Below are 21,846 nucleotides of genomic sequence, written 5' to 3'. Positions count from 1 at the left end.
AAGCCATATTAACTACAGCCTGCTCAATATGAGGCTCTACGCGATTTTTCTCTATAGGTTTTTTGCGACTTATTTCCTGAAGAGCTAATTCTCCGCCCTGTTCATAGAGTTTTTTGAAGCGATAATAGCTGTCGCGACTATACCCCAAGACTTTACAGGCTTGCTGAACGTTACCTAACTGTTTAGCGAGTTCTAAAAGTCCTAATTTAGGTTTAATTATTTTTGCAGATTGATTCATTACTGACACTCCATTGTTGGTTTAAAATACACTAAATGTCAGATTAAATAAAGACTACTACAACTTATATTATAATTGCAAAAATTTAGAGATCTAAAAAATTATCATATTCAGAGTAATAATTTAAAGCTTTTATAAATTCATCTGTAGTAGCTAACGGTTTTTGATCTATAACTGAATCTATTACATCAGCAAATTGCTGACCAGAATAAAGATAGTTTAGTTTCTTTTTTAACGCATGAGGTGGATAAATTTCTTTTCCATTATCATCTACATCTGGATAGTCATCAATATAATAACTTTTATTACTTAACAAGTCTTCATCTGATTCACCATATATACAAAAGTCATCACCTCTTTCAATATTGCCTTTCACATAAGAAATAATATCCTTTATTGGATAAAGATTACCTTTAACAAGCATAGTATTCATACTCCGTAATAAAAAATTTAACACAGTTTCTTACCAGTAAAGCCATTTAACTTTCCTTTTCGCCCTTGAGTACCTCCACCCCATATATCACGCCCACCTTTTCCAGAAGGATGATATAAAGCGTAGTTTTTATTATGATCTTTTCTATCGACCAAAACAAGTCTATTTGTATCTTCATGGTGATGCCATGTTAACCCTGGTGGACTTATATTTTTCTTTCCGTTTTTCATCCAATTAGAAAGTTCTGGATATCTTTTAAGCATATCTTTCCTAAAAACAGCATCCTCATTCATTTTTTTGATGAATTCTTTATTTGCTCTGTTAAATTGAACGGCATCACTTGAGTATCTATTGGTTGGGTCAACAGAATGATCAAAAAATATATTGTATTTACCATTATTTGGTCTTGTTGCAAGTCCCAAAGGATCCACCCAAGTCAACCCATTCGGCGCATACTGATACAGATTCAAACCACCAGCTAAACCAATCGGGTCGGGCTGGGTAAATCTACCTATATCCGGATCATAGTACCTGAAAGTATTGTAATGTAAGCCGGTTTCTCTGTCTAAATATTGTCCCTGATATCTGAGATTCTGCTCTATGGGTTCGTGTTCAATTTCATGAATCCGTTTACCCCATAACTGAAAGCTGCATTCCCAAAGTATTTTACCGTTTGCATCGGTCAACTCTTCTGGACAGCCGTTCAGGTCGGTGTGGAAGTAGCGGATATGTTGTTCATGGTTGCTGTCTGTGTCTATGCGTGCCAGTGGTTCGTAGCTGTTCTGGTCGGTATAGATATACAGGCTGGTGGGGTGATTCGGGCCGGTTTCCTGAATCATTCTTAAGCCGTCCCACAGGAAGCGGGTACGGTTGTAGGGTTGGCCGTCACGGTCTATCTGATGCTTTTCGATACGCCGGCCTAAGGCGTCGTAGACGTAGCCGTAACGCTGGCTGCGGTTTAGTTGTTCGATGCGTACTTCGCTCAGGCGGTGTTCAGCGTCGTAGTGGTAGTGCTGGGTGGCGCCGATGCTCTGTTTGGTTTGGGTTCTGCCGTGCTCGTCGTAGCTGTAGTGGTGTTCTCTGAAATTCAGGAGCTGGTTACAGCGGATGATATTCTGATTGCTAGGGTCTAATTCTATTGGCCGTCTGTGGTCTAATAGGTTAGCAGCAGCATCATATTGCAGGGTTTCCCAGTATCTCTGATTGCGACAGCCTTCGATTCTGCCGGTGTGATCATAGCGGTAATCGGTCTGGCCGTGTTTGCTGTGCTTTTTGTTTACCAGATGGTCGAAGTTGTTACATTAAGAATTATGCTAATCATTAGCGTTTGAGCTAATACATATAATTATCCTATTGGAGCATCAGCTTTTATATGTCCATGACCATAGACTTTCATTTTTTAATTAACTTTTAGTTTTTCGAATTTTAGCTAAACCTTTTTCTAGGCGACTTATATTTTTATACTTATCGGGAACTGTACTTTTAGCGAGATATTTATACCATTCATCTACAGTAGTTTTGAATAATTCTAAACCTTCTTGAGTAACATTTGACATCTTAATAACAGTATCAGTTTTTAATTTTCCTGCATCATCAAAAGGCTCAATACCAATTAATAATTCATTATTTTTTAAAAAGTTTAATAAGGCTGTTGAACTTTGAATAATATCCTCTTGCCATTGCTTACTTTTATTTCTTGTAAGCAATAATGGAATATTATGTAAGGTAAAATCAATTTTGCTCATTACTTTACTCCAATAACAGTTGATACATCATCTAATTGTATTAATTGACCGGTATTTTTATTTTTCACAAAAACTCCCCCAGCTTCACGGATTCTTTCTTCTTTCGCTATCTGTGGTCCTTTATTTAAAGCACCGGTTCGACTCGTGACCTCAACAGGCCTCCATTTCCCATCTTGCCCTTTAACTACAAAATCGATTCTACGTCGTTCACCTGTTAAAGGGTCTTTAACTGATTTACCCTTATTATCTCTTAAATAACGTTCACTTAAAACATTTTTCTTGCCATAACGCTTTTCCAATATATCTTTTGCCCTCTGTTCACGCTTCATACCTGCTTTTTTGTTTGGTATACATGCCCACCCCCACGGAACAATCCAAGTCAACCCATTAGGCGCATACTGGTACAGATTCAATCCGCCAGCCAAACCAATCGGGTCTGGCTGGGTAAATCTACCTATATCCGGATCATAGTACCTGAAAGTATTGTAATGTAAGCCGGTTTCTCTGTCTAAATATTGTCCCTGATATCTGAGGTTTTGCTCTATTGATTCGTGTTCGATTTCATGAATCCGCTTTCCCCATAACTGAAAGCTGCATTCCCAAAGTATTTTACCGTTTGCATCGGTAAGCTCTTCCGGACAGCCATTCAGGTCGGTGTGGAAGTAGCGGATATGTTGTTCTTGGTTGCCGTCTGTGTCTATACGTGCCAGTGGTTCGTAGCTGTTCTGATCGGTATAGATATACAGGCTGGTGGGATGATTCGGGCCGGTTTCCTGAATCATTCTTAAGCCGTCCCACAGGAAGCGGGTACGATTGTAAGGTTGGCCGTCGCGGTCTATCTGATGCTTTTCGATACGCCGGCCAAGAGCATCGTAGACATAGCCATAACGCTGGCTGCGGCCTGTTTGTTCGATGCGTACTTCGCTCAGGCGGTGGTCGGCATCATAGTGGTAGTGCTGCGTAGCGCCGATGCTCTGTTTGGTCTGAGTTCTGCCGTGCTCGTCGTAGCTGTAGTGGTGTTCTCTGAAATTCAGGAGCTGGTTACAGCGGATGACATTCTGATTGCTAGGGTCTAATTCTATTGGCCGTCTGTGGTCTAACAGGTTGGCGGCGGCATCGTATTGCAGAGTTTCCCAGTATCTCTGGTTGCGGCAGCCTTCGATTCTGCCGGTGCGATCATAGCGGTAATCGGTCTACCCGTGTTTGCTGTGTTTTTTGCTTACCAGCCGGTCGGGGGTGTCGTAAAAAAAATTTTTACTTTTAATGATTAATTCATTAATCATAGACACCAATCTCTTCTGCTTTTGCAATTAACTCATCTTGCAATGAACCTTGTATTTCATCTCCATCATACTCAAGAATGAAATCACCACTAATATTTAGAGGAAAACATGAACCATCTATGGTTCCAAAAATCGTTGACATTGTATCTACTATTACTATACGCAGAAAATTAAAAATCTTTTCTTGGTCTTTATCTGATAGCTTTGTGATAATACTTCTTGCTCTTGCATAAGGATCATTGTCGTTTGTGGATTTACTCGGATCACTTAAATGAGTTTTATAATATTCAAGTGTATCATCCAAAAGTATAGATAAAAGTGAGGTAACTACTAATTCATCTTTTCCTATTTTATTCATTTAACAACCTCTTTTTCCATTAGGTTTCGGTTTTCTCATCTCTGGATACATTTCTTTATTTTTGGTAATTAATTTCTGAAGAGCGCTATTGGGTATTTGTGGGTAAACTCTTCTTAACTCACGTATATCTCTAGCTAATAACTCTCTAGCGCTACTAAATGGTTTTCCTGTTCTAGAGTTAATTTTACTACGTGCAACAATTCCAACTTCATCTTTAAGGAACCTATGTCCAGCTTCGGGAACTAAAATAGCTGGAGCTGTTTTAGGATCATATCCTTTTACAAGATTTTGCATAATTGCTTTTTGTCCTACATGGTGAGCATCTAATCCAGTATTACGACCTTTGACCTTATTCCTTAGATCAATATAACTACCAACATCAAAAGCATTCAATCCTAAAGGATCCACCCAAGTTAACCCATTAGGCGCATACTGATACAGATTAAACCCACCCAGCAGCCCAATCAGGTCTGGCTGGGTAAATCTACCTATATCCGGATCATAATACCTGAAAGTATTGTAATGTAAGCCGGTTTTTCTAGTTCATTATAGTTATAATTCTATACCTTTGACATTATTTTCAATAAATAATTGTCTTAATTTCTCTGAAATTACAACACAATATTTATATTCTAGGCATCTCGCCATATAAAAATCTTCTATCACATCATTCCTAAAGACAATCTGAGTAAATCTTTTTGGTCCATCAGGCAAATGATCTAATATTGGTACACTATCAGATTTATCCATATCTATACATGATAGCATACGAAGAATATTTAATACCTTAAAGCCAGAATAGTTTTTACCATTAATAACCACATTTGCATCAAGCAATTGAACATCTTTTAAAAAATCTTTATTATCTGCAAGTAGGGTTGCGAGTCTGGGTGAGATAAAATCAGGACCATCACTCAAAAAATAATCAAAAGATAGTAACTTCTTCTCACTTACCTTCTTTTTTAGTTCAAAATTTAAAGGATTATCGAGTCTTATTTTCTTGCCTTGAATCAAATCAATATTAGAAAACTCACTTTGTTCATATTCAAACCAATAACTATCAGAATAATTATCAGATATTTTTAGTTCGTATACCATATCAGCATCCTTTAGATCTAATTGAATTTTTGTTTAAAATGGTTTTACCACTACGTAAATTAGCTCTTTGCTCTCGGATTAATTTTCTTAAAGCGTCTTTATATTCTTTTTGTGTCCATTTATTTATTTTTCCTTGTTCTAATAGATGATCCATTTCACGTTTTGTTATCTTAGTATATTCAGGGTGCGAACCTTTATGAATAGTTCTGGTAGGATGCGCATCAGCCGATCTAGGGAGATAAATAATGTTTTTTATCGAATGAATATTCATGCCAGCCTCTTTAAGCAAAGCGTGATTTTTTAATTGCTGCGGAATAATATGGTGTTTTTGGAAGCCATCAATACCTGGCATTGTATAGTATGTCCATAAGCCCCACGGATCAATCCAAGTCAACCCATTAGGCGCATACTGATACAGATTCAAACCACCAGCTAAACCAATCGGATCTGGCTGAGTAAATCTACCTATATCCGGATCATAATACCTGAAAGTATTGTAATGTAAGCCGGTTTCTCTGTCTAAATATTGTCCCTGATATCTGAGGTTTTGTTCTACTGATTCGTGTCCGATTTCATGAATCCGCTTTCCCCATAACTGAAAGCTACATTCCCACAGTAATTCGCCGTTTTCGTCGGTCAGTTCTTCCGGACAGCCGTTCAGGTCGGTGTGGAAGTAGCGGATATGTTGTTCTTGGTTGCCGTCTGTGTCTATCCGCGCCAGTGGTTCGTAGCTGTTCTGGTCGGTATAGATATACAGACTGGTGGGGTGATTTGGGCCGGTTTCCTGAATCATTCTTAAGCCGTCCCACAGGAAGCGGGTACGGTTGTAGGGTTGACCCTCGCGGTCTATTTGATGCTTTTCAATACGCCGGCCTAAGGCGTCATAAACATAGCCGTAACGCTGACTGCGGCCTGTTTGTTCGATGCGTACTTCGCTCAGACGGTGTTCGGCATCGTAATGATAGTGCTGGGTAGCACCAATGGTCTGTTTGGTCTGGGTTCTGCCGTGCTCGTCGTAGCGGTAGTGGTGCCCTCTGAAATGCAGGAGCTGGTTACAGCGAATCAGGTTGTAGTTGCTGTAGTCTTCTCGGTATTTGCTGTCCAGCAGGTTAGCGGCCGCATCGTATTGCAGAGTTTCCCAGTATCTCTGGTTGCGGCAGCCTTCGATTCTGCCGGTGCGATCATAGTAGTAATCGGTCTGCCCGTGTTTGCTGTGCTTTTTGCTTACCAGCCGGTCGAGGTTGTCGTACTGGTAGCTGCGTTCGATGAGGATATCGGGCAGGATGGGATTCTGATTGCGCTGTATCTGTTTGCGTTGCAGACGGCTGTTGCGGTCGTATTTGAACTGGGTGTTCAGGCGTCCTTGGGTGCGTAATACTTCGCGGTGCAGGTTGTCGCGTTCGATATCGCTGATGATGTGGCCGTCGATATTTATCTGGTGCAGGTGGCCGGAGCCGTAATAGAGGCTGTTGATGGTGCGCCCATCCGGCAGAGTAGTGGCGATGCGGTTGCCCAGTGGGTCGTACTGGTGGCTGAGGGTACCCTGTGCGGTGGTTTCGCTCAGCAGATTACCCAGTTGGTCGTAGCTGAAAGTGATGATATCGGGTTCAGCTTCTGCGGGCAGGCCGGCTTTTTTGTAGCCGACTTTGATAAGGTTGTCGGCTTTATCGTACTGGTAGGCGGTGTTGCCGTCGGTGGTATATTTGCCGATCAGGCGGCCGATGGCATCGCGTTTAAAGCGGTGGATGATTTCGGCACTGCTGCCGGCAGCAAAGTGCACGGCGCTGACGTTATCCAGTGTATCGTAGCTGTATCTCTGTTTACGCCCGTCCAGATCGGTCTGTTCGATTAAGCGGTCGGCGGCATCGTATTGAAACTGGTAGTGTTCGCCGTTTTCGTTGGTGAGGGTATTGAGGCGGCCATAGGCGTCGTAGTTAAAGCCGAGTTTGCGTCCGGCAGCATCGATGCGGGTATGCACCAGTCCGCGCGGGTCGCGCTGGTAGTGGGTGCTGTGGCCGGCGGGATCGGTATAGGTCAGTAGCTGGCCGGCACTGTTGACGCGATAGTGTTCCTGTCTGCCGTCGGTTAAGGTAACGCCGGTAAGCTGGCCGGCAGCGTTGTAGTGGTATTTGCTGCTGTTACACTGGGCGTCGGAGATGCTGCTGAGATTGCCTGATGCATCGTAATAGAGGTGGGTGGCGGTACCGGAGCAGTCGACATGTTGGGTCAGCTGGCCGTTCTGGTTCCAGCGCAGGTATTTGTTGCCACCGCGGGCATCGGTGATCTGAACTATCTGGCCATGCTGGTCGTACTGGTAGTGGGTACGCTGTTTGTGGGGGTCGATAACGCTGCGCAGGTTACCGCGCTGGTCGTAGTAGTAACGCCAGATGCTGCCATCGGGGTCAACGCTGATGGTGGGTAAAGCCCAGTGCGGCAGCCACTGGGTTTGTGTGGTACGGCCGAGGGGGTCGGTTTCTGCGGTTTCGCGTCCCTGTTCGTCGTAGCTGTAGCGCCACTTCCCACCTTGCGGATCGGTGACGCTGACCAGTTGCTGGTCTTCGTTCCACTCAAATTCGGTAGTCTGGCCGAGGGGGTCGATATAACGGGTGATTTGGTAGACTTCGTTCCAGTAGTGTTTGCTGCTGCGGCCGATGCTGTCGTGGACGGTGGTGAGGCGTTGTTCGAGATCATACTGGAAGTGATAGTCTTCTAGTCGTTTGCCGTCGGCTTCGCTCCAGTGATGGATGACGCGCCATGCGGTTTCTACTGCTCCGTCGAAGTGCTGCCACTGGTAATAACACTGTAGGCCGGTAGGCAGGCGGTGGTAAGTCATGCGCCGGCCGTTGTCGTAGGCAAATTCTCTGGTGGTGCGATTTTCTGCATCGATGACTTGTTGCAGGTCGCCCTGTTCGCTGTAGTGGTACTGGTTCAGTAGCTGGCTGCTGCCATCGGCTAGTTCTCTTTTGATGTGTGTGACGCGCTGGGGGTGGCGTTTGTCCTGATAGTGTAAGGTGATGCGGGTGGTGTTGGTTTCGTTGGCTATTTCGATGATGCGACTGTGGGTATCACGGGAGATCAGGTGCTTGTTGTCGTTGCGGTCTTGCAGTACGGTGAGGTAGAGACGGTTGGGCTGGTTGGGATCGGGTTCGAACAGGCGGTAGATGCCGTCGTCGTCTTCGATGACCCAGCGATTCTGTTCACCGCGGCGGATGCTGAGGTTTTCGTTGAAGCCGCGGATGCCTTCGCCCGGCTGCATGGCTTCGATTTCGATGCGCCGCCCTTGTTCGTCGATGTAGACGGCAGTACAGGAACCGTCTGGCTGCGGGGAAATTTCCATTTCTACTTCATAGGGGACGCTCCAGCCGGCACCAAATATGTTGTGGGTACGGGTGTCGACGCTGCTGTAGAAGCGTTGCCATTCGATGGGAAAATGAGCGGGGACAGAGAAGTCGAGCTCTTCGGCGCCAGCAAGGAGTTTGGCGCCAGTGGGCAGGTGAACGGGGAACCCTTTTTTTATGGCATCTGCTGCTTTACCGGCGATATAGCCAATAGCGGCATCTCGCATAAATCCCAGTCCAAAACAGCCAAATTGAGTGCAAAGTTTTTTACGGTTAAATATTAGTGAAAATACGGAAATTGCCAGCCCAATGGGGTGTTTACCACTTCGGATCTCGCGCACGACGATGGGTTCACCGCCGATGCGCACGTTGTTGGAAACTCTGACACCACCTTCGCAGTTATCGGTAACTTTGGCTTCGCAGGTGCTGCGGTCGTTGCTGCGTACGGCAGGCTGGCCGTTGATGTAGACTTTGCTGGAACCTTCGGCCATGTATTCATATGTGCCGGGTAGATGTGGATGCTTGGCACAAGTGATTTTGTCGTTATCTTTGGGTACTGCCCGAGGGTCTGGTGCGGCTACGGTGGGTCTGACGATTTGCTGGGGAAGCTGTTTGATGCTCTCCCATGCACCATCCAGCATGCCTTTGGCCATATCGATAAAGCTTTCAGGCTGTTGTGGTTCTTCACTGCCGTCACTGAGCTGAATACTTTGGTCTACGGTACCGGCAGCGCGGGCTGCTGGTTTGCCGTTGATATGGGTGTTGGCTGAACCTGACATGATTTCGCCATCTTCGACCATGGGGAATAAGTCGCTGACACTTTCAGATAAGTCTGATATGACGTCATTAAGTCCGGTAACAGAAACAGCTACGCTAACAAGGGTGGTAACGATGAGGCCACCGGGGATAAGGCCGATTGCGCCATAGCAGGCGAGTTCTACTGCGGCACCTGCGATATCAGCCCAGATGGAGGTGTGTAGAAGTTTGTCTCCTTTTCGAGCAGCCCAATAAGCTTCTCCCATAGCAAAACCCCTTTTTGCTCAAAATATCAGTTTCTAAATTCGAAAGTTTGTTTGATTAGCTGCCAATGGTTAAGTTGGCAGGTGTTAATGGTTTGTTTGAGGTTATATTATGTGATGAATTGGGTTTTTATATCAATTTATGTTTGTTTTACATGTGTGTATGTAAGTTTATATGTTGTTTTTTTGTAATTGATATGGGTTTTGTATTCTGGTTATTCTGAGAAATTTAAGTAATTTAAATGTGTGGCAGATTATCAGATGCTTATTTGTTATCGGCTTTGGTGCAACTGGTTAGGTTGTCGTGGCGAGATGACAGGTATGAGCTGGCCAAATCGGCACAGCAGCCGCAACAGGTGGCTACACCAAGCTGCGCCTGCAAGTCGGTGAGGCTGGAAGCGCCGGCGGCTACGGTTTCTTTTATCTGGCGATCGGTGATGGCATTGCACAGACAAACGTACATGATTTTTCCTTTGTGGATGTGGTTTGTTTTTGCGAATGAAGATGATAATAGATTTCATTATTGTTATCAAGTGGTGTATGGCTAAGGATGTGTTTGCTTGGATAAGAATAAAGCCGACTGGCAAAGTCGGCTTTATTTATTTCGCTGCTGGATTTAATTTTCCGGGGTATCCAGTACATCTACTTCGGTGTTGCTGTTTTCTTCTGGTTCGGCAATGCGTTCCAGACTAACCAGTTTTTCGCCTTCATCAAGATTGATGAGTTTTACGCCGGCCGCGGCGCGGCCGGTGGCGCGTATCTGTTCGACTTTGGTGCGAATCAGTACGCCACCGCTGGTAATCAGCATGAGGTCGTCACTGTCGGCCACGAGGGTGGCGGCCACGAGGTCGCCATTGCGTTCACCGGTATCGATGGCAATAACGCCCTGAGTACCACGGCCGGAACGGCGGTAATCGTCAACGACGGTGCGTTTGCCGAAGCCGTTGGCGGTGGCGGTGAGTACCAGTTTGTTGCCGTCTTCTTCGGTATCGTATGCCAGCAGGCTGATGACCTGATTGTTTTCAGCCAGTTTCATGCCGCGTACGCCACGGGCGCTACGTCCCATTGCACGGACGTTGTCTTCGCTGAAGCGTACGGCTTTACCGCCATTGGAAAACAGCATGATGTCGTGTTTGCCGGCAGTTTTTACGGCGCCTATCAGGTGGTCGCCTTCGTCTAGTCCGAGGGCGATGATGCCGGCAGTACGTGGACGGGAGAAGTCGATCAGGGAGGTTTTTTTGACGATGCCCTGTTCGGTACACATGAAGACGTATTCGTTTTCGCTGAATTCGCGTACTGGCAGGATGGTGTTGATTTTTTCACCCTCTTCGAGCTGAATCAGGTTGTTAACCGGTCGGCCACGGCTGTTGCGGCCACCTTCGGGCAGTTTGTAGACTTTTATCCAGTGACATTTGCCCAAGCTGGTGAAGCACAGCAGGTAGTCGTGGGTGTTGGCAATAAACAGAGTTTCGATAAAGTCTTCGTCTTTAGTGGCAGTGGCCTGCTTGCCTCGACCGCCACGCCGTTGTGCCTGATAGTCGTCTACCTGCTGAGTTTTGATGTAGCCGCCATGAGTGAGAGTAACAACCATGTCGCGCTGCGGGATCAAGTCTTCGTCGGCAATGTCGCCACCGAAGGCATTAATTTCGCTGCGGCGTTCATCACCAAACTGTTGCTGAATAGCAGTCAGTTCGTCATGAATAATCTGGTTGATGCGCACGGGATTGGCCAGAATGTCGAGCAGGTCAAGGATAATATCGAGGACGCTTTTGTATTCATCAACGATTTTATCTTGTTCCAAACCAGTAAGGCGTTGCAGACGCATATCGAGGATGGCCTGTGCCTGTGCGTCGGAGAGGAAGTAGTCATTGCCAAATAGCCCAGTATTTTCAGGTAAATCTTGTGGCTTAACCAGTTGAGCATCGATGTCGCTGCGGGCAAGCATCTGGGCGACCAGACCTGAGCGCCACGGACGCGAAGTTAAAGCAGCTTTGGCTTCTGGTGGTGTTGCGGAAGTTTTAATCAGGGTGATGATCTCGTCAAGGTTGGACAGAGCTACGGCCAAACCTTCAAGTACATGACCACGTTCGCGTGCTTTACGTAGAGCAAACATGGTGCGCCGGGTAACGACTTCGCGGCGATGACGTAAAAATTCATTTAGTATCTGTTTCAGATTGAGCAGGCGCGGCTGGCCATCTACCAGTGCCACCATGTTGATACCGAAGCTGTCTTGCAATTGAGTTAGTTTATAGAGCTGGTTGAGTACAACTTCGGCATTTTCGTTGCGTTTGAGTTCGATAACCACGCGCATGCCGGATTTATCTGATTCGTCGCGCAGGTCGGAAATACCTTCGATAACTTTGCTGTGTACGAGCTCACCAATTTTTTCGACCAGTCTGGCTTTGTTTACCTGATACGGGATTTCATCAATGATGATGGCTTCGCGATCGTCGTGTTTGCCGATTGGTTCGATGTGGGTTTTGCCACGCATGACGACGCGACCACGGCCGGTGCGGTAGCCTTCGCGCACGCCGGAGAGGCCATAGATGATGCCGCCGGTAGGAAAATCCGGTGCCGGAATCAGGTCGATAAGTTCGTCAATGCTGAGATTTTCGTCAGCCAGCAGGGCTTTGGCGCCGCCAAGCACTTCGTTGATGTTGTGCGGCGGTATATTGGTAGCCATGCCAACGGCGATACCGGAAGAACCGTTAACCAGCAGTGCCGGAATCCGTGTGGGCAGTACGGCTGGTTCGCTTTCGTTGCCGTCGTAGTTGGGAATGAAGTCGACGGTTTCCTGATCGATATCGGCCAGTAATTCGTGCGCAATTTTTGCCATGCGGATTTCGGTGTAACGCATGGCTGCGGCGCTGTCGCCGTCAACGGAACCAAAATTACCCTGTCCGTCTACCAGCATGTAGCGCATGGAGAAATCCTGTGCCATACGCACGATGGTGTCGTAAACGGCGGTGTCGCCGTGCGGGTGGTATTTACCGATAACATCGCCGACAATACGTGCTGATTTTTTGTAGGCACGATTCCAGTCGTTGTTCAGCTCGTGCATGGCGTACAGTACACGGCGATGAACTGGTTTCAGGCCATCACGCACATCGGGAAGGGCGCGTCCTACGATAACGCTCATGGCGTAATCGAGGTAGGAGCGGCGCATTTCTTCTTCAAGAGATACTGTTATGGTTTCTTTGGCAAAAAGTGCATCAGACATAATGGCTTTACTACTTTGGAGAGCATTGTTTATTTTACCATAGCAGTCATTGGTTTCTGATTATTTTTCATTGTGAGGACGATTTGGTGTAAAAAACCTTGTTGTTAAAGGGGTTAAAGATATGCCCACAATATTTGTGGATAAATCTGTGGAAAATGAAAGTTGTGCGTGGATAATTGCCTGAAAATCAAGCTTTGTATGTGCTTGCCTAAAAAATAAGCCTGAAAATTAAATCTTTTAAAAACATATATTTAAAAATATATAAGACTGGAGTAAGTCTGTTTCATCTTTTTACACGCTTTGGTGCTGTAAATTTAATTCATGTGGATAAAATCATTCTGTCAAGTCTGTTTTGCTCTTGACAGAATGACGGGTAGTGGTGGTGATGGGTTAAGTTATGCTGCTGGTAAGGAAATTTTTATGCATTCTCTGAATTTGCCTGTGTGTGCATCGCCGGATGGTTTGGCCACTGAGGCATGGGTATTTGTGCGGGTCATTGATAATTTTGGTGATGTGGGAGTGGGCTGGCGCTTAAGCTGCCTGCTGGCAGATTATTTGTGCTTGCGGGTACGCTTGTGGATTGATGATGTGGATGCGCTGGACAGGCTGGTACCGGAACGCGCCGGCTATCAGGCGCAGATTATGGTGGAAGTGTGGCAGGATGAGGCTGTGGTGCAACGGCAACTGGCTGATGCTGCCGATCCGGTGCTGGTGATTGAGACATTTGGCTGTGATTTGCCGCCAGCGGTGCTGGCACGCATGACTGAATGCCGGCCATTATGGCTGAACTGGGAATATCTGACGGCAGAAGACTGGGCGGTGGATTTACATGCTATGCCATCGTTGCAAGCTAATGGGCTGGAAAAGTATTTTTGGTTTATGGGCATTGATGCGGCCAGTGGTGGCTTGTTGCGTGAAGCTGATTATGTGGCTGAGCGGGCTGCATTCTTGCAGCAGCCATTGCTACAGCAGGCATTCAGGCAGCAGTATGGTTTGCCGTTGCAGCATAGCGGCCAGTTGTGGCTGGTGTTTGCCTATGCTTCGGTGTGCTGGCCGCAATGGATGGCGATGTGGCAGCAGGCAGATACGCCGATAACGCTGTGGCTGGCCGGGGGGCAGGTGATAGACAGTTTGCGCGCTCAACAGGTAATCCCCCCAGATGCTCTGCAACAGGACGGCGATGTCTGGGTAGTGGGTAAGCTGACGCTGGTGCGCATTCCGTTTGTGCCGCAAGCGGCCTTTGACCGCTTGCTGTGGCTGGCTGATGCGGCGATTGTGCGCGGTGAGGACAGTTTTGTGCGTGCTTTATGGGCTGGGTTGCCGTTTTTCTGGCATATTTACCGGCAGGATGATGATGCTCATCTGCACAAGCTGCATGCATTCTGGAACAAGGCTACGGCAGGTTGGCCAGCAGGATTGCGGGCGGCTTTTATGGTGTTGTCGGATGATTTGAATGGGGCAGGCAGTCTGGATGGGTTAAGGCGTGTAGCGGCGTGGCAGGATTTGTGTGCGGACTGGCAAAATTGGGTAAAAGCAGCCGCAGCGTGGTCTGAAATGCTGCATGCGCAGGATGGTGCGTTGGAAAAACTAGCCAGATTCTGCCATCTTCCGCTAAAATAATGTACTTATCTATTTGCTGAACATTTTTGGAAGTTAGATTAAAGATGAAAACCGCACAAGAATTGCGCCCGGGTAATGTGTTTATGGTGGGCAATGATCCAATGGTGGTGCAGAAGTCCGAATACAATAAATCCGGTCGTAATGCTGCCGTGGTGAAAATGAAACTGAAAAATCTGCTGACGGGTGCTGCTACGGAAACGGTATATAAAGCCGATGAGAAGTTTGATGTGGTAGTACTTGATCGCAAACAGTGTACTTACAGCTATTTTGCTGACCCGATGTATGTTTTCATGGATGATGAATTCAATCAGTATGAAGTGGAAGCTGAAAACATTGGTGATGCCATTAAGTTTATAGTGGATGGCATGGAAGAAAAATGTGAAGTGACTTTCTATGATGGTCGCGCTATTTCTGTGGAGTTGCCTACTATTATCGTTCGTGAAGTGGAATACACTGAGCCGGCGGTAAAAGGTGATACTTCTGGTAAGGTAATGAAGAATGCTCGTCTGGTAGGTGGTGCCGAGATTCAGGTGGCTGCTTATGTTGAAAATGGCGATAAGGTGGAAATTGATTCACGTACTTTTGAGTTCCGCAAACGCGCTTAACTGATTTTCTTGCTGACAGGCTGTCTGAAGAATTTCAGGCAGCCTGTTTTGTTGTGATTTATGCGGCATCACGCTGCCTGATGTTTATGACGGCTTGCCGTCTTTTATTGTTTGTATTGTTTAAGTTTGTAGGTGAAACATGTTGTTTGAATTGAATCAGCATGGCCGCGGTGAGCTGCTGGCTGAATGCCGCAGGTTATTGCGGCTGGCGTTGCCGATTCTTGTCGCACAGGCAGCGCAGGTGGGTGTAGGTGTGGTGGATACGGTGATGGCCGGTCATGCCAGTGCCAATGATCTGGCCGGGGTGGCTTTGGGGTCGAATGTATTTATTACTCTGTATATTACTTTTCTGGGGGTGATGACGGCGTTGCAGCCAATACTGGCGCAGTTGTATGGCGCCGGAAAAACCACGGAAATTGGTGAGCAGGGGCGGCAGGGGCTGTGGTTCGGGCTGTTTCTGGGCGTGCTGGGTATGCTGCTGTTGTGGGCGCTGATCGTGCCGATGCAGCGCTGGCTGAATATGGGTACGTATGTAAATGGTGTGTTTGGCCAGTTTGTGTTCTTTATTGCGCTGGGTATGCCGGCAGCGATGATTCATCGGGCTTTTTATGCCTTTGCTTCGTCTTTAAACCGCCCGAAACCGATTATGGTGGTGAGCCTGATTGCGCTGTTGCTGAATATTCCGCTGAATTATGTTTTTGTTTATGGTAAGTATGGGATGCCGGAGCTGGGCGGGGCGGGCTGTGGCCTGGCTTCGGCTATCTGTTTCTGGTTTAATGCAATTGTGTTGGGTATCTATGTGTTTCGCCAGCGCTATTTCGCACCATTTGCACTGTTTGCGCGCTTTGACTGGCCTCGCTGGCGCTTGCAGGGTTCCCTGTTGCGGCTGGGTATTCCGATTGGGATGTCGTTTTTCCTTGAGGTGAGCCTGTTTACTTTTATTAGCTTACTGATTGCGCGTTTCGGGGTAACTCAGGTAGCCGCGCAGCAGGTGGTAATTAGTATTACTTCTCTGCTTTATATGTTACCGCAAAGTGTGGGTATTGCGCTGGCGGTATGTGTTGGGCAGGCTGTAGGTGCGCGTAAATGGCAGCGCGCCCGCTTTGTTTCGGGTGTGGGGCTGAGCATGGGGCTTTTAGGCGCCTGTTTCACCGGGGTGATGCTGTTGTTGTTCCGGCATTTCTGGGTGGGTCTGTATACTGCTGATCAGGAAGTGATTCTGCTGGGTGGAACGCTGCTGATTTTTGCGGCGGTTTTCCAGCTATCGGATGCAACACAGACAATTGCTTCGTATGCTTTGCGTGGCTACAAGCTGACCAAGATTCCGATGGTGATTCACGCATTCAGTTTCTGGGGGCTGGGGCTGGGCTTTGGCTGTTTATTTGGTTTGTATTTTGGTATGGCGCTGTATGGTTTCTGGCTGGCGTTGGTACTGGCATTAACGGGTGCGGCTGTGGCGCTGGTGTGGTATCTGCACCGGCAAAGTGAAAAAATTGCGCTGGCGCATGCTGAAAGAGAATCATGATTGATGTGGTTGAACATGCAGATTTACAGCCATTAAATACCTTTGCTCTGCCGGTGCGCGCACGCTGGCTGGTAACGCTAGATGATAGTGCTCAGTTGCCGGACATTATGGCGTTGCCACAATTTGACCGGCAAAGTGTGCTGTGGCTGGGCGGCGGGAGTAATATCCTGTTTTGTGAGGATTATCCGGCGCTGGTGGTACGTATGGCCAATCGTGGTATCCGGCTGGTGGCGGATGATGGTGAGCGGGTGGTGGTAGAAGCTGCTGCGGGTGAAAACTGGCACGAATTTGTGCAGTATACGCTGGCACAGGGCTGGTGCGGGCTGGAAAATCTCAGCCTGATTCCCGGTACGGTAGGAGCTGCACCAGTACAGAATATTGGTGCTTATGGCGTTGAAGTACGATCCTGTATTGAGGCGGTGCAGTGTTTTGACCTTGAAGCGCAGCAACTGCGCTGGCTAAGCTGCGCTGAGTGCTGTTTTGCTTATCGTGACAGTATTTTCAAACACGGTGAACAGGGACGTTATGTGATTGTGGCGGTGCGGTTTGCTCTGTCGCGCAGTTTTACGCCGCAGTTGCATTATGGTGATCTGGCGCAGGTGGTGGCAGAACTGGCTCAGGGACAGACGCTAACGGCCACTATGGTAGCACAGGCAGTATGCCGTATCCGTCAGCAGAAGCTGCCTGATCCGCGTGTACTGGGCAGTGCCGGCAGTTTCTTTAAAAATCCTGTTGTGCCGGCTGCGCTGGCGACCACACTGTTAAGTCAGTATCCAGCTTTACCGCATTATCCGCAGCCTGACGGACAGGTGAAGCTGGCTGCTGGCTGGCTGATTGACCAGTGTGGTTTGAAGGGGTATCAGCTTGGCGGTGCTGCGGTGCATGAGCGGCAGGCGCTGGTGCTCGTGAATAAAAATCAGGCCAGTGCCGCTGATGTGGTTGCGCTGGCACAATATGTTCAGGAATGTGTGGCACAGCGTTTTCAGGTGCACTTGGAGCCGGAACCGGTGTGGCTGCCACGAGCACTGCCGCTGGTGGCCAGTTGATGTATGGCAAGTTACTGAAAATGTTATCTGTATGATTTGCGCGGTAAAACACTGCATAATCTGAAAGAAATTAATATGGTGAAAGAATCACGCCCCAATACTTATAATCGTATTATTGATGCCAGTCTGAAGTTGTTTAATGAAGAGGGTGAGCGTAATACCAGTACCAATCATATTGCTTCTTATCTGGGTATCAGTCCGGGCAATCTGTATTATCACTTTCGTAATAAAGATGAAATTATTATGCAGTTGTTCAAGCGCTACAGTGAGGAACTGTTGTGCTATTTGCAACAGGCCAAAATGCCACAGGACACGGACGCCATTAAGAATTATATGTTTGGTGTCTATGATGTGATGTGGAAATACCGTTTTTTGTTTAGTGATTTGAATGCGATGTTATCGCGCAGTGCCGAGCTGCTGGGTGAACACAATAATTTCACCCGGATACAGGTGTCGCCATTGCTGCAAAACCTATTGCAACAGCTAACTAATATCGGGTTTATTCAGACAGATGAAATTGCTCGCAAGGAGTTGGCGGTTAATATCTGGTTGATTACCAAATACTGGTGTGACTATGATAATGCTCTGTATGAGCGCAAGCTGACTGAAGCCTCGAAATTTCGCGGTACATACCAGACGCTCACGTTGTTGCGCCCCTATGTTGCTCCTGCTTTTCGTGAAGAATTTAATCGTATGATGGCTGATTTACGTAATCAGGTGTGAAGGTTAAAGCCAGTTTTATTCAGGCTGAATGGGATTGGTTTTAGCTGTTTAATTCGGGATTTTTCTATTAGGGTGCAATCTGTCTGACCAGTTAGCTTTTGCCTGTCTATTCGGTCAATACGCGCTGATAACTTTTCGATTCAGTGTTTCTCTTACTGTGGTTTTATCAGTAAAATAAAATGCTTGCTTTCAGCAAGGTCTATATGCTGGGTACGAATGATTTCGCTATCCGGCCAGTTCTGTTGAAAATCATATTCCGCTGCCAAAGTTTCCTGTCAGATCAGGCAGGAATGAGGCGGCTGGCTCCCATTTTGATACTTTCAAAGCGGCAGGCAGCCAGTTGCTGCTGTACACAGGCTGCGGCCAGCAGTTGTGGTGGTTCATCCAGTGGTTCATCGGCCAGCTCAAAAGCGCCCCAGTGGATACCAACGGCCTGACGACATTGCAATATTTTAAAAATAGATACTGCCTGTTGTGGGTCGATGTGCTGATTGTGCATAAACCAGCGCGGCGCATAGGCACCTATCTGGATGGCAGCCATGTCTATGGGGGCAAAATGTTCAGCTATCTGCCGGAACATTATTTCGCTGAAACCGGTGTCACCGCTGAAATAAGTACTGCTGCCCTGAGGCGTTTGCATTATCCAGCCACACCACAGGCTACGGTTGCGATCGAAGATGCCGCGCTGGCTCCAGTGATGTGCCGGTACGGCATGGAACTGAATATCTTTAATGCTTACTTGCTCCCACCAGTCCAGTTCAATTACGTTGTTAACGCCCAGTTTTTGCAATGTGTTTTTCAGGCCTAGCGGCACAACGGCTGTAATGGCCGGAAAACGAGCAGCCAACTGGCGGATACTGTCTTTGTCCAGATGGTCGTAATGGTTGTGTGATAAGACAATAACATCAATGGGTGGAAGCTGGGCAATGCTGGCTGCCGGCTGGGTGCGGCGTTTCGGGCCGGCAAATGTCACTGGAGATACCCGCTGGGAGAATACTGGGTCGGTGATAATCGTGCATTGCTGCAAACGCAGTAGCAATGTGGCATGACTAATCCACCACAGGCGATTGCCGCTGAGGGTAAAGTCTGGTGTCTGATGCCAGTGGTGAGCGAAGCACTCATAGCCTTGTTGCGGTGGTTTGGGCAGGTGTTGAACACGCCTTTCCCAGCTCCAGCGCCAGACTTCAAGTTGTTTGATAACCGTGGGTTCCAGATTGCAGAAGCCATGGGGTGTATGGTGGGTTTTCGCCGGATTGTAGTATGGATTTTTTGTTTTAAATAGCATTATCTGTTGTCTTAAGCTGATACAGCTAGAGGTGCGATGAATTGTTATCGCAGGCTGTGGATTGTTGAGGAGGTCTTCAAGCCTGTTTGCTACACTGATGTCTGTATTTTAGCTTAATTTCATCTCACTAGAATGCGTACAGGGCTTTTGCTGTTTAGTGGCGAAGATTTTGGTGTCGGGATTTTGGCCGCATCAGATGACTTGTTCCTGTGTTAGGATAGGGAAATTATATCGGTGCAAAATGAAGTGAGGCTAATAGCTGTATTGATTGTCGGTTTTTTTAGTCAATGTTAATATGCAGTTTATTCTTTGCCAGATGCCTGTTTTTATAGCTGAGGGGATATATAAATGAGGAAACTTTTACTGGTATTTTTATGTTTGTTTTTAGCAAGTTGTGTGTTGCCGGTTAAGCCGGAAGACAAGTTTAAAACCGGCGATTATATCGGCGGCGTGAAAATTCTGGCCACCAATTTCAATGCGAAAAGCCAGAAGCTGAAACAGCAGAATAAACCCTGGAAAGACAAGGATATTCTGTATTTGCAGGCTACAGTCGGCAGCCTGACCCAGATGGCACAGAAAAATATTCAGCAGGCTGCGGCGGCGGATTATGATACACGGATTAAGAACTATCAGTTGTTGTTGGCGCTGAAAACTGAGCTGGAAGAAAAAAGCTACAGTGCTTTTATTGAGCAATATTTAGGCCTGTATACGGTGGACGGGCTGAAGGAATCTCTGGCAATACAGTTTTACCAGCAGGCCAGTGCCATTGTGGCGACTAATAGTAGTGACTATCTACGCAAGGCCAAGCTATATCGTCAGGGCTATGAATATTTTAATTATAAAGATATCTATAAGCGCGCTGAGGATAATCAGAAGCTGTATTATAAAACTGCTGCACAGGAATTTTATGCTGAGGCGCAGGCAGATGTGAGAGAGCGTAATTATAAGCAGGCAGCAGTAAATTTCCGTAAGGCGCATGATGTTTATCTGCCTTTAGGTAATTATAAGGATAGTGCTAAGCTAGCTGATATTTATGAAAAAAAATGGCGCACTATTGAGGCAGAAAACCAGTATCAGCAGGCACAGGCTATTGTGCGCAAGGCAAAACATTTGAGTGAATACCGTGAGGCAGCCAGTTTGTTCAGTGCGGCCAGTGAGGTATACAGTCCTTATGGTAATTCATATAAAAATGCGACTAAACTGGCTGATGTTTATGCACGTAAGGGACAGGTACAGATATTTGTCCGCGGCAATAGCTATCTGGCTGACCAAATTCGCTCTGCGCTGCAAAAGAATTATGTGAGTTTTGTAAACAGTGCCAGCGCGGCTAATCTGGTGATTGATGTGAGTATGACTCGTGGCCATTTTCAGCAGTATAAAGAGAATATTGAAACCAGAGACAAGCATGAAAATCTGCGGGTGGGTACGAAACAGGTGGCTGATGACAATGGTAATATGGTGGATCAGGCCGTTTATGAGGATTTCTATTTCAAACAATATAGTGTGAAGACGGTTAATGAGGCGGTGATGGAGGCTGAAGTGCATTCCAGCGGGCTATATAACTTAAACCGCCACTACAGTGCAAAAAGTTCCTCATCGCAGACTTATTATTGGTTTGACGGCCATGTGCCCAGAAAGTATACGGCTTTTACTGAAGGTAAACTGCTTGGCCGGGAAGAGCAGTTTGATCAGGCGCGTGACAATCTATGGTCTCAAATGCGGGGTGATTTTTATGAGATGAGCAGGACACTGGCCAATCTGTAGTCGTTTCAGATGACGATTTTCTTTTAATTGCAGTGGCAACCGGAATACAAACGGAACTGTTCTTTTATCAGGAAGTTTACAGGCCGGTATACGGTGATTAAAAAAGATATAGATGTGGAAAAAGAACCTGAATTGGCTGTACAAGCTATTCAGGTTCTTTTTTTGGAATTAGCTATATGCTATACAACTATTTGATTAGTTTGTTGAATTTATGGCTGTATCTGGTATTTGAATCCTATTTCTGACTTTGTATATCAATATAAAGTGTATTAAGCAAGAAAAGCAAAAGCAATGGTGTATAAAATTTTTTCATTATGAGAGTATGCTGTTAAATGCCAAATGAATAAAAAAGATTGATGCCATAGCATTCAGGTTGTTTGAAAAATAATTGCTTTAATCAGGATAATCATTAAAGCTTTTAATGAAATGTTTTTTAACTTCGATTTAATTCTGTTCTTTGCCGACGGTAAAAGCTGCTATGACTTCTATTTTTTGAATTTTATCAGGAATAATTAATTATAATGTCATTATATTTTCTGGGGTTTT

21 protein-coding genes and 1 pseudogene are annotated in these 21,846 nt (G+C 46.4%); 10 read left to right on the top strand and 12 right to left on the bottom strand.

Annotated elements, in window-relative coordinates; genetic code table 11:
* The 3 genes from BGI33_RS06080 to BGI33_RS06070 all read right to left on the bottom strand — a co-directional run.
* Nucleotides 1-238 (bottom strand): helix-turn-helix domain-containing protein (locus BGI33_RS06080; RefSeq protein ID WP_144235369.1); only part of this gene is annotated, 238 nt, incomplete at its 3' end.
* Between the two features lie 85 nt (nt 239-323).
* Entirely contained in the window at nt 324-662 is a 339-nt protein-coding gene (locus BGI33_RS06075) for a DUF7716 domain-containing protein (RefSeq protein ID WP_065652546.1), read from the bottom strand.
* A 26-nt stretch (nt 663-688) separates the two neighbouring features.
* Entirely contained in the window at nt 689-1,510 is an 822-nt protein-coding gene (locus BGI33_RS06070) for an RHS repeat-associated core domain-containing protein (RefSeq protein ID WP_100090401.1), read from the bottom strand.
* A gap of 123 nt (nt 1,511-1,633) precedes the next feature.
* Here BGI33_RS06070 and BGI33_RS13075 point away from each other — a divergent pair, with 123 nt between their 5' ends.
* Nucleotides 1,634-1,804, top strand: coding sequence for a hypothetical protein (locus BGI33_RS13075; protein WP_180298967.1), 171 nt, complete (start codon nt 1,634-1,636; stop codon nt 1,802-1,804).
* 45 nt (nt 1,805-1,849) lie between these two features.
* On the top strand, nt 1,850-2,002 hold the full coding sequence (locus tag BGI33_RS13070; protein ID WP_180298966.1) for a hypothetical protein: 153 nt from the start codon (nt 1,850-1,852) through the stop codon (nt 2,000-2,002).
* Nucleotides 2,003-2,074: 72 nt separating this feature from the next.
* On the opposite strand, the gene BGI33_RS06065 is transcribed toward BGI33_RS13070, so the two are convergent.
* On the bottom strand, nt 2,075-2,416 hold the full coding sequence (locus tag BGI33_RS06065; RefSeq protein ID WP_084390580.1) for a hypothetical protein: 342 nt from the start codon (nt 2,414-2,416) through the stop codon (nt 2,075-2,077).
* Nucleotides 2,416-3,198 carry an RHS repeat domain-containing protein gene (locus BGI33_RS06060; protein ID WP_100090400.1) on the bottom strand — a complete coding sequence of 261 codons (783 nt, stop codon included), beginning with the start codon at nt 3,196-3,198 and terminating at the stop codon, nt 2,416-2,418. The genes BGI33_RS06065 and BGI33_RS06060 overlap by 1 nt, the downstream gene beginning before the upstream one ends.
* Nucleotides 3,199-3,237: 39 nt before the next feature.
* Here BGI33_RS06060 and BGI33_RS06055 point away from each other — a divergent pair, with 39 nt between their 5' ends.
* Nucleotides 3,238-3,492: a hypothetical protein gene (locus BGI33_RS06055; RefSeq protein ID WP_100090399.1), complete on the top strand. Its 255-nt coding sequence runs from the start codon at nt 3,238-3,240 to the stop codon at nt 3,490-3,492.
* Nucleotides 3,493-3,537: 45 nt separating this feature from the next.
* Nucleotides 3,538-3,687 carry a hypothetical protein gene (locus tag BGI33_RS13065; protein WP_180298965.1) on the top strand — a complete coding sequence of 50 codons (150 nt, stop codon included), beginning with the start codon at nt 3,538-3,540 and terminating at the stop codon, nt 3,685-3,687.
* Between the two features lie 4 nt (nt 3,688-3,691).
* On the opposite strand, the gene BGI33_RS06050 is transcribed toward BGI33_RS13065, so the two are convergent.
* The 6 genes and pseudogenes from BGI33_RS06050 to gyrA all read right to left on the bottom strand — a co-directional run bounded on the left by BGI33_RS06050 (nt 3,692) and on the right by gyrA (nt 12,732).
* A complete protein-coding gene (locus tag BGI33_RS06050) occupies nt 3,692-4,057 on the bottom strand; it encodes a hypothetical protein (RefSeq protein ID WP_218964658.1) in 366 nt (121 codons plus the stop codon).
* Nucleotides 4,058-4,585: pseudogene (locus BGI33_RS06045) on the bottom strand (RHS repeat-associated core domain-containing protein); the annotation flags it as partial.
* Between the two features lie 24 nt (nt 4,586-4,609).
* Nucleotides 4,610-5,155: a hypothetical protein gene (locus tag BGI33_RS06040; RefSeq protein WP_100090397.1), complete on the bottom strand. Its 546-nt coding sequence runs from the start codon at nt 5,153-5,155 to the stop codon at nt 4,610-4,612.
* Nucleotide 5,156: 1 nt separating this feature from the next.
* A complete protein-coding gene (locus tag BGI33_RS06035; RefSeq protein WP_100090396.1) occupies nt 5,157-9,515 on the bottom strand; it encodes an RHS repeat-associated core domain-containing protein in 4,359 nt (1,452 codons plus the stop codon).
* A 262-nt stretch (nt 9,516-9,777) separates the two neighbouring features.
* Nucleotides 9,778-9,975, bottom strand: coding sequence for a (2Fe-2S)-binding protein (locus BGI33_RS06030; protein WP_100090395.1), 198 nt, complete (start codon nt 9,973-9,975; stop codon nt 9,778-9,780).
* Nucleotides 9,976-10,128: 153 nt separating this feature from the next.
* Complete coding sequence (gene gyrA, locus BGI33_RS06025) at nt 10,129-12,732, bottom strand: DNA gyrase subunit A (RefSeq protein WP_100090394.1); 2,604 nt, start codon at nt 12,730-12,732, stop codon at nt 10,129-10,131.
* 420 nt (nt 12,733-13,152) lie between these two features.
* Here gyrA and earP point away from each other — a divergent pair, with 420 nt between their 5' ends.
* The 5 genes from earP to BGI33_RS06000 all read left to right on the top strand — a co-directional run bounded on the left by earP (nt 13,153) and on the right by BGI33_RS06000 (nt 18,251).
* The gene (gene earP, locus BGI33_RS06020) at nt 13,153-14,352 is read left to right on the top strand and encodes an elongation factor P maturation arginine rhamnosyltransferase EarP (protein WP_100090393.1); all 1,200 of its coding nucleotides are present in this window, start codon (nt 13,153-13,155) and stop codon (nt 14,350-14,352) included.
* A gap of 44 nt (nt 14,353-14,396) precedes the next feature.
* Nucleotides 14,397-14,957: an elongation factor P gene (efp, locus tag BGI33_RS06015; RefSeq protein WP_100090392.1), complete on the top strand. Its 561-nt coding sequence runs from the start codon at nt 14,397-14,399 to the stop codon at nt 14,955-14,957.
* A gap of 139 nt (nt 14,958-15,096) precedes the next feature.
* Nucleotides 15,097-16,482, top strand: a complete 1,386-nt coding sequence (locus BGI33_RS06010; RefSeq protein WP_100090391.1) for an MATE family efflux transporter — start codon at nt 15,097-15,099, stop codon at nt 16,480-16,482.
* Nucleotides 16,479-17,528: a UDP-N-acetylmuramate dehydrogenase gene (murB, locus tag BGI33_RS06005; RefSeq protein ID WP_100090390.1), complete on the top strand. Its 1,050-nt coding sequence runs from the start codon at nt 16,479-16,481 to the stop codon at nt 17,526-17,528. Before BGI33_RS06010 ends, murB begins: the two co-directional genes overlap by 4 nt.
* A 69-nt stretch (nt 17,529-17,597) precedes the next feature.
* On the top strand, nt 17,598-18,251 hold the full coding sequence (locus BGI33_RS06000) for a TetR/AcrR family transcriptional regulator (protein WP_100090402.1): 654 nt from the start codon (nt 17,598-17,600) through the stop codon (nt 18,249-18,251).
* Nucleotides 18,252-18,531: 280 nt separating this feature from the next.
* Here BGI33_RS06000 and BGI33_RS05995 read toward each other — a convergent pair whose 3' ends face one another.
* A complete protein-coding gene (locus tag BGI33_RS05995) occupies nt 18,532-19,536 on the bottom strand; it encodes an MBL fold metallo-hydrolase (RefSeq protein WP_100090389.1) in 1,005 nt (334 codons plus the stop codon).
* Between the two features lie 348 nt (nt 19,537-19,884).
* Between BGI33_RS05995 and BGI33_RS05990 the strand changes: the two genes are divergently transcribed.
* Entirely contained in the window at nt 19,885-21,300 is a 1,416-nt protein-coding gene (locus tag BGI33_RS05990; protein ID WP_143557228.1) for a hypothetical protein, read from the top strand.
* Nucleotides 21,301-21,846: the final 546 nt, after the last annotated feature.

The sequence above is a fragment of the Snodgrassella alvi genome (assembly GCF_002777425.1).
GTDB lineage: Bacteria > Pseudomonadota > Gammaproteobacteria > Burkholderiales > Neisseriaceae > Snodgrassella > Snodgrassella alvi_B.
The sequence above is the reverse complement of the archived record's forward strand: the minus strand, read 5'-3'. Positions and strand labels throughout refer to the sequence as shown.

Bases quoted from the DNA above. Each gene is read 5' to 3' on its own strand.
- earP (WP_100090393.1), top strand. From the start codon at position 13,153: ATGCATTCTCTGAATTTGCCTGTGTGTGCATCGCCGGATGGTTTGGCC.
- murB (WP_100090390.1), top strand. From the start codon at position 16,479: ATGATTGATGTGGTTGAACATGCAGATTTACAGCCATTAAATACCTTT.
- BGI33_RS05990 (WP_143557228.1), top strand. From the start codon at position 19,885: ATGAGGAAACTTTTACTGGTATTTTTATGTTTGTTTTTAGCAAGTTGT.
- BGI33_RS06075 (WP_065652546.1), bottom strand. From the start codon at position 662: ATGCTTGTTAAAGGTAATCTTTATCCAATAAAGGATATTATTTCTTAT.
- BGI33_RS06050 (WP_218964658.1), bottom strand. From the start codon at position 4,057: ATGAATAAAATAGGAAAAGATGAATTAGTAGTTACCTCACTTTTATCT.
- BGI33_RS06060 (WP_100090400.1), bottom strand. From the start codon at position 3,198: ATGATTCAGGAAACCGGCCCGAATCATCCCACCAGCCTGTATATCTAT.
- BGI33_RS06065 (WP_084390580.1), bottom strand. From the start codon at position 2,416: ATGAGCAAAATTGATTTTACCTTACATAATATTCCATTATTGCTTACA.
- BGI33_RS05995 (WP_100090389.1), bottom strand. From the start codon at position 19,536: ATGCTATTTAAAACAAAAAATCCATACTACAATCCGGCGAAAACCCAC.
- BGI33_RS06040 (WP_100090397.1), bottom strand. From the start codon at position 5,155: ATGGTATACGAACTAAAAATATCTGATAATTATTCTGATAGTTATTGG.
- BGI33_RS06035 (WP_100090396.1), bottom strand. From the start codon at position 9,515: ATGGGAGAAGCTTATTGGGCTGCTCGAAAAGGAGACAAACTTCTACAC.
- BGI33_RS06030 (WP_100090395.1), bottom strand. From the start codon at position 9,975: ATGTACGTTTGTCTGTGCAATGCCATCACCGATCGCCAGATAAAAGAA.
- BGI33_RS06010 (WP_100090391.1), top strand. From the start codon at position 15,097: ATGTTGTTTGAATTGAATCAGCATGGCCGCGGTGAGCTGCTGGCTGAA.
- BGI33_RS06070 (WP_100090401.1), bottom strand. From the start codon at position 1,510: ATGATTCAGGAAACCGGCCCGAATCACCCCACCAGCCTGTATATCTAT.
- efp (WP_100090392.1), top strand. From the start codon at position 14,397: ATGAAAACCGCACAAGAATTGCGCCCGGGTAATGTGTTTATGGTGGGC.
- gyrA (WP_100090394.1), bottom strand. From the start codon at position 12,732: ATGTCTGATGCACTTTTTGCCAAAGAAACCATAACAGTATCTCTTGAA.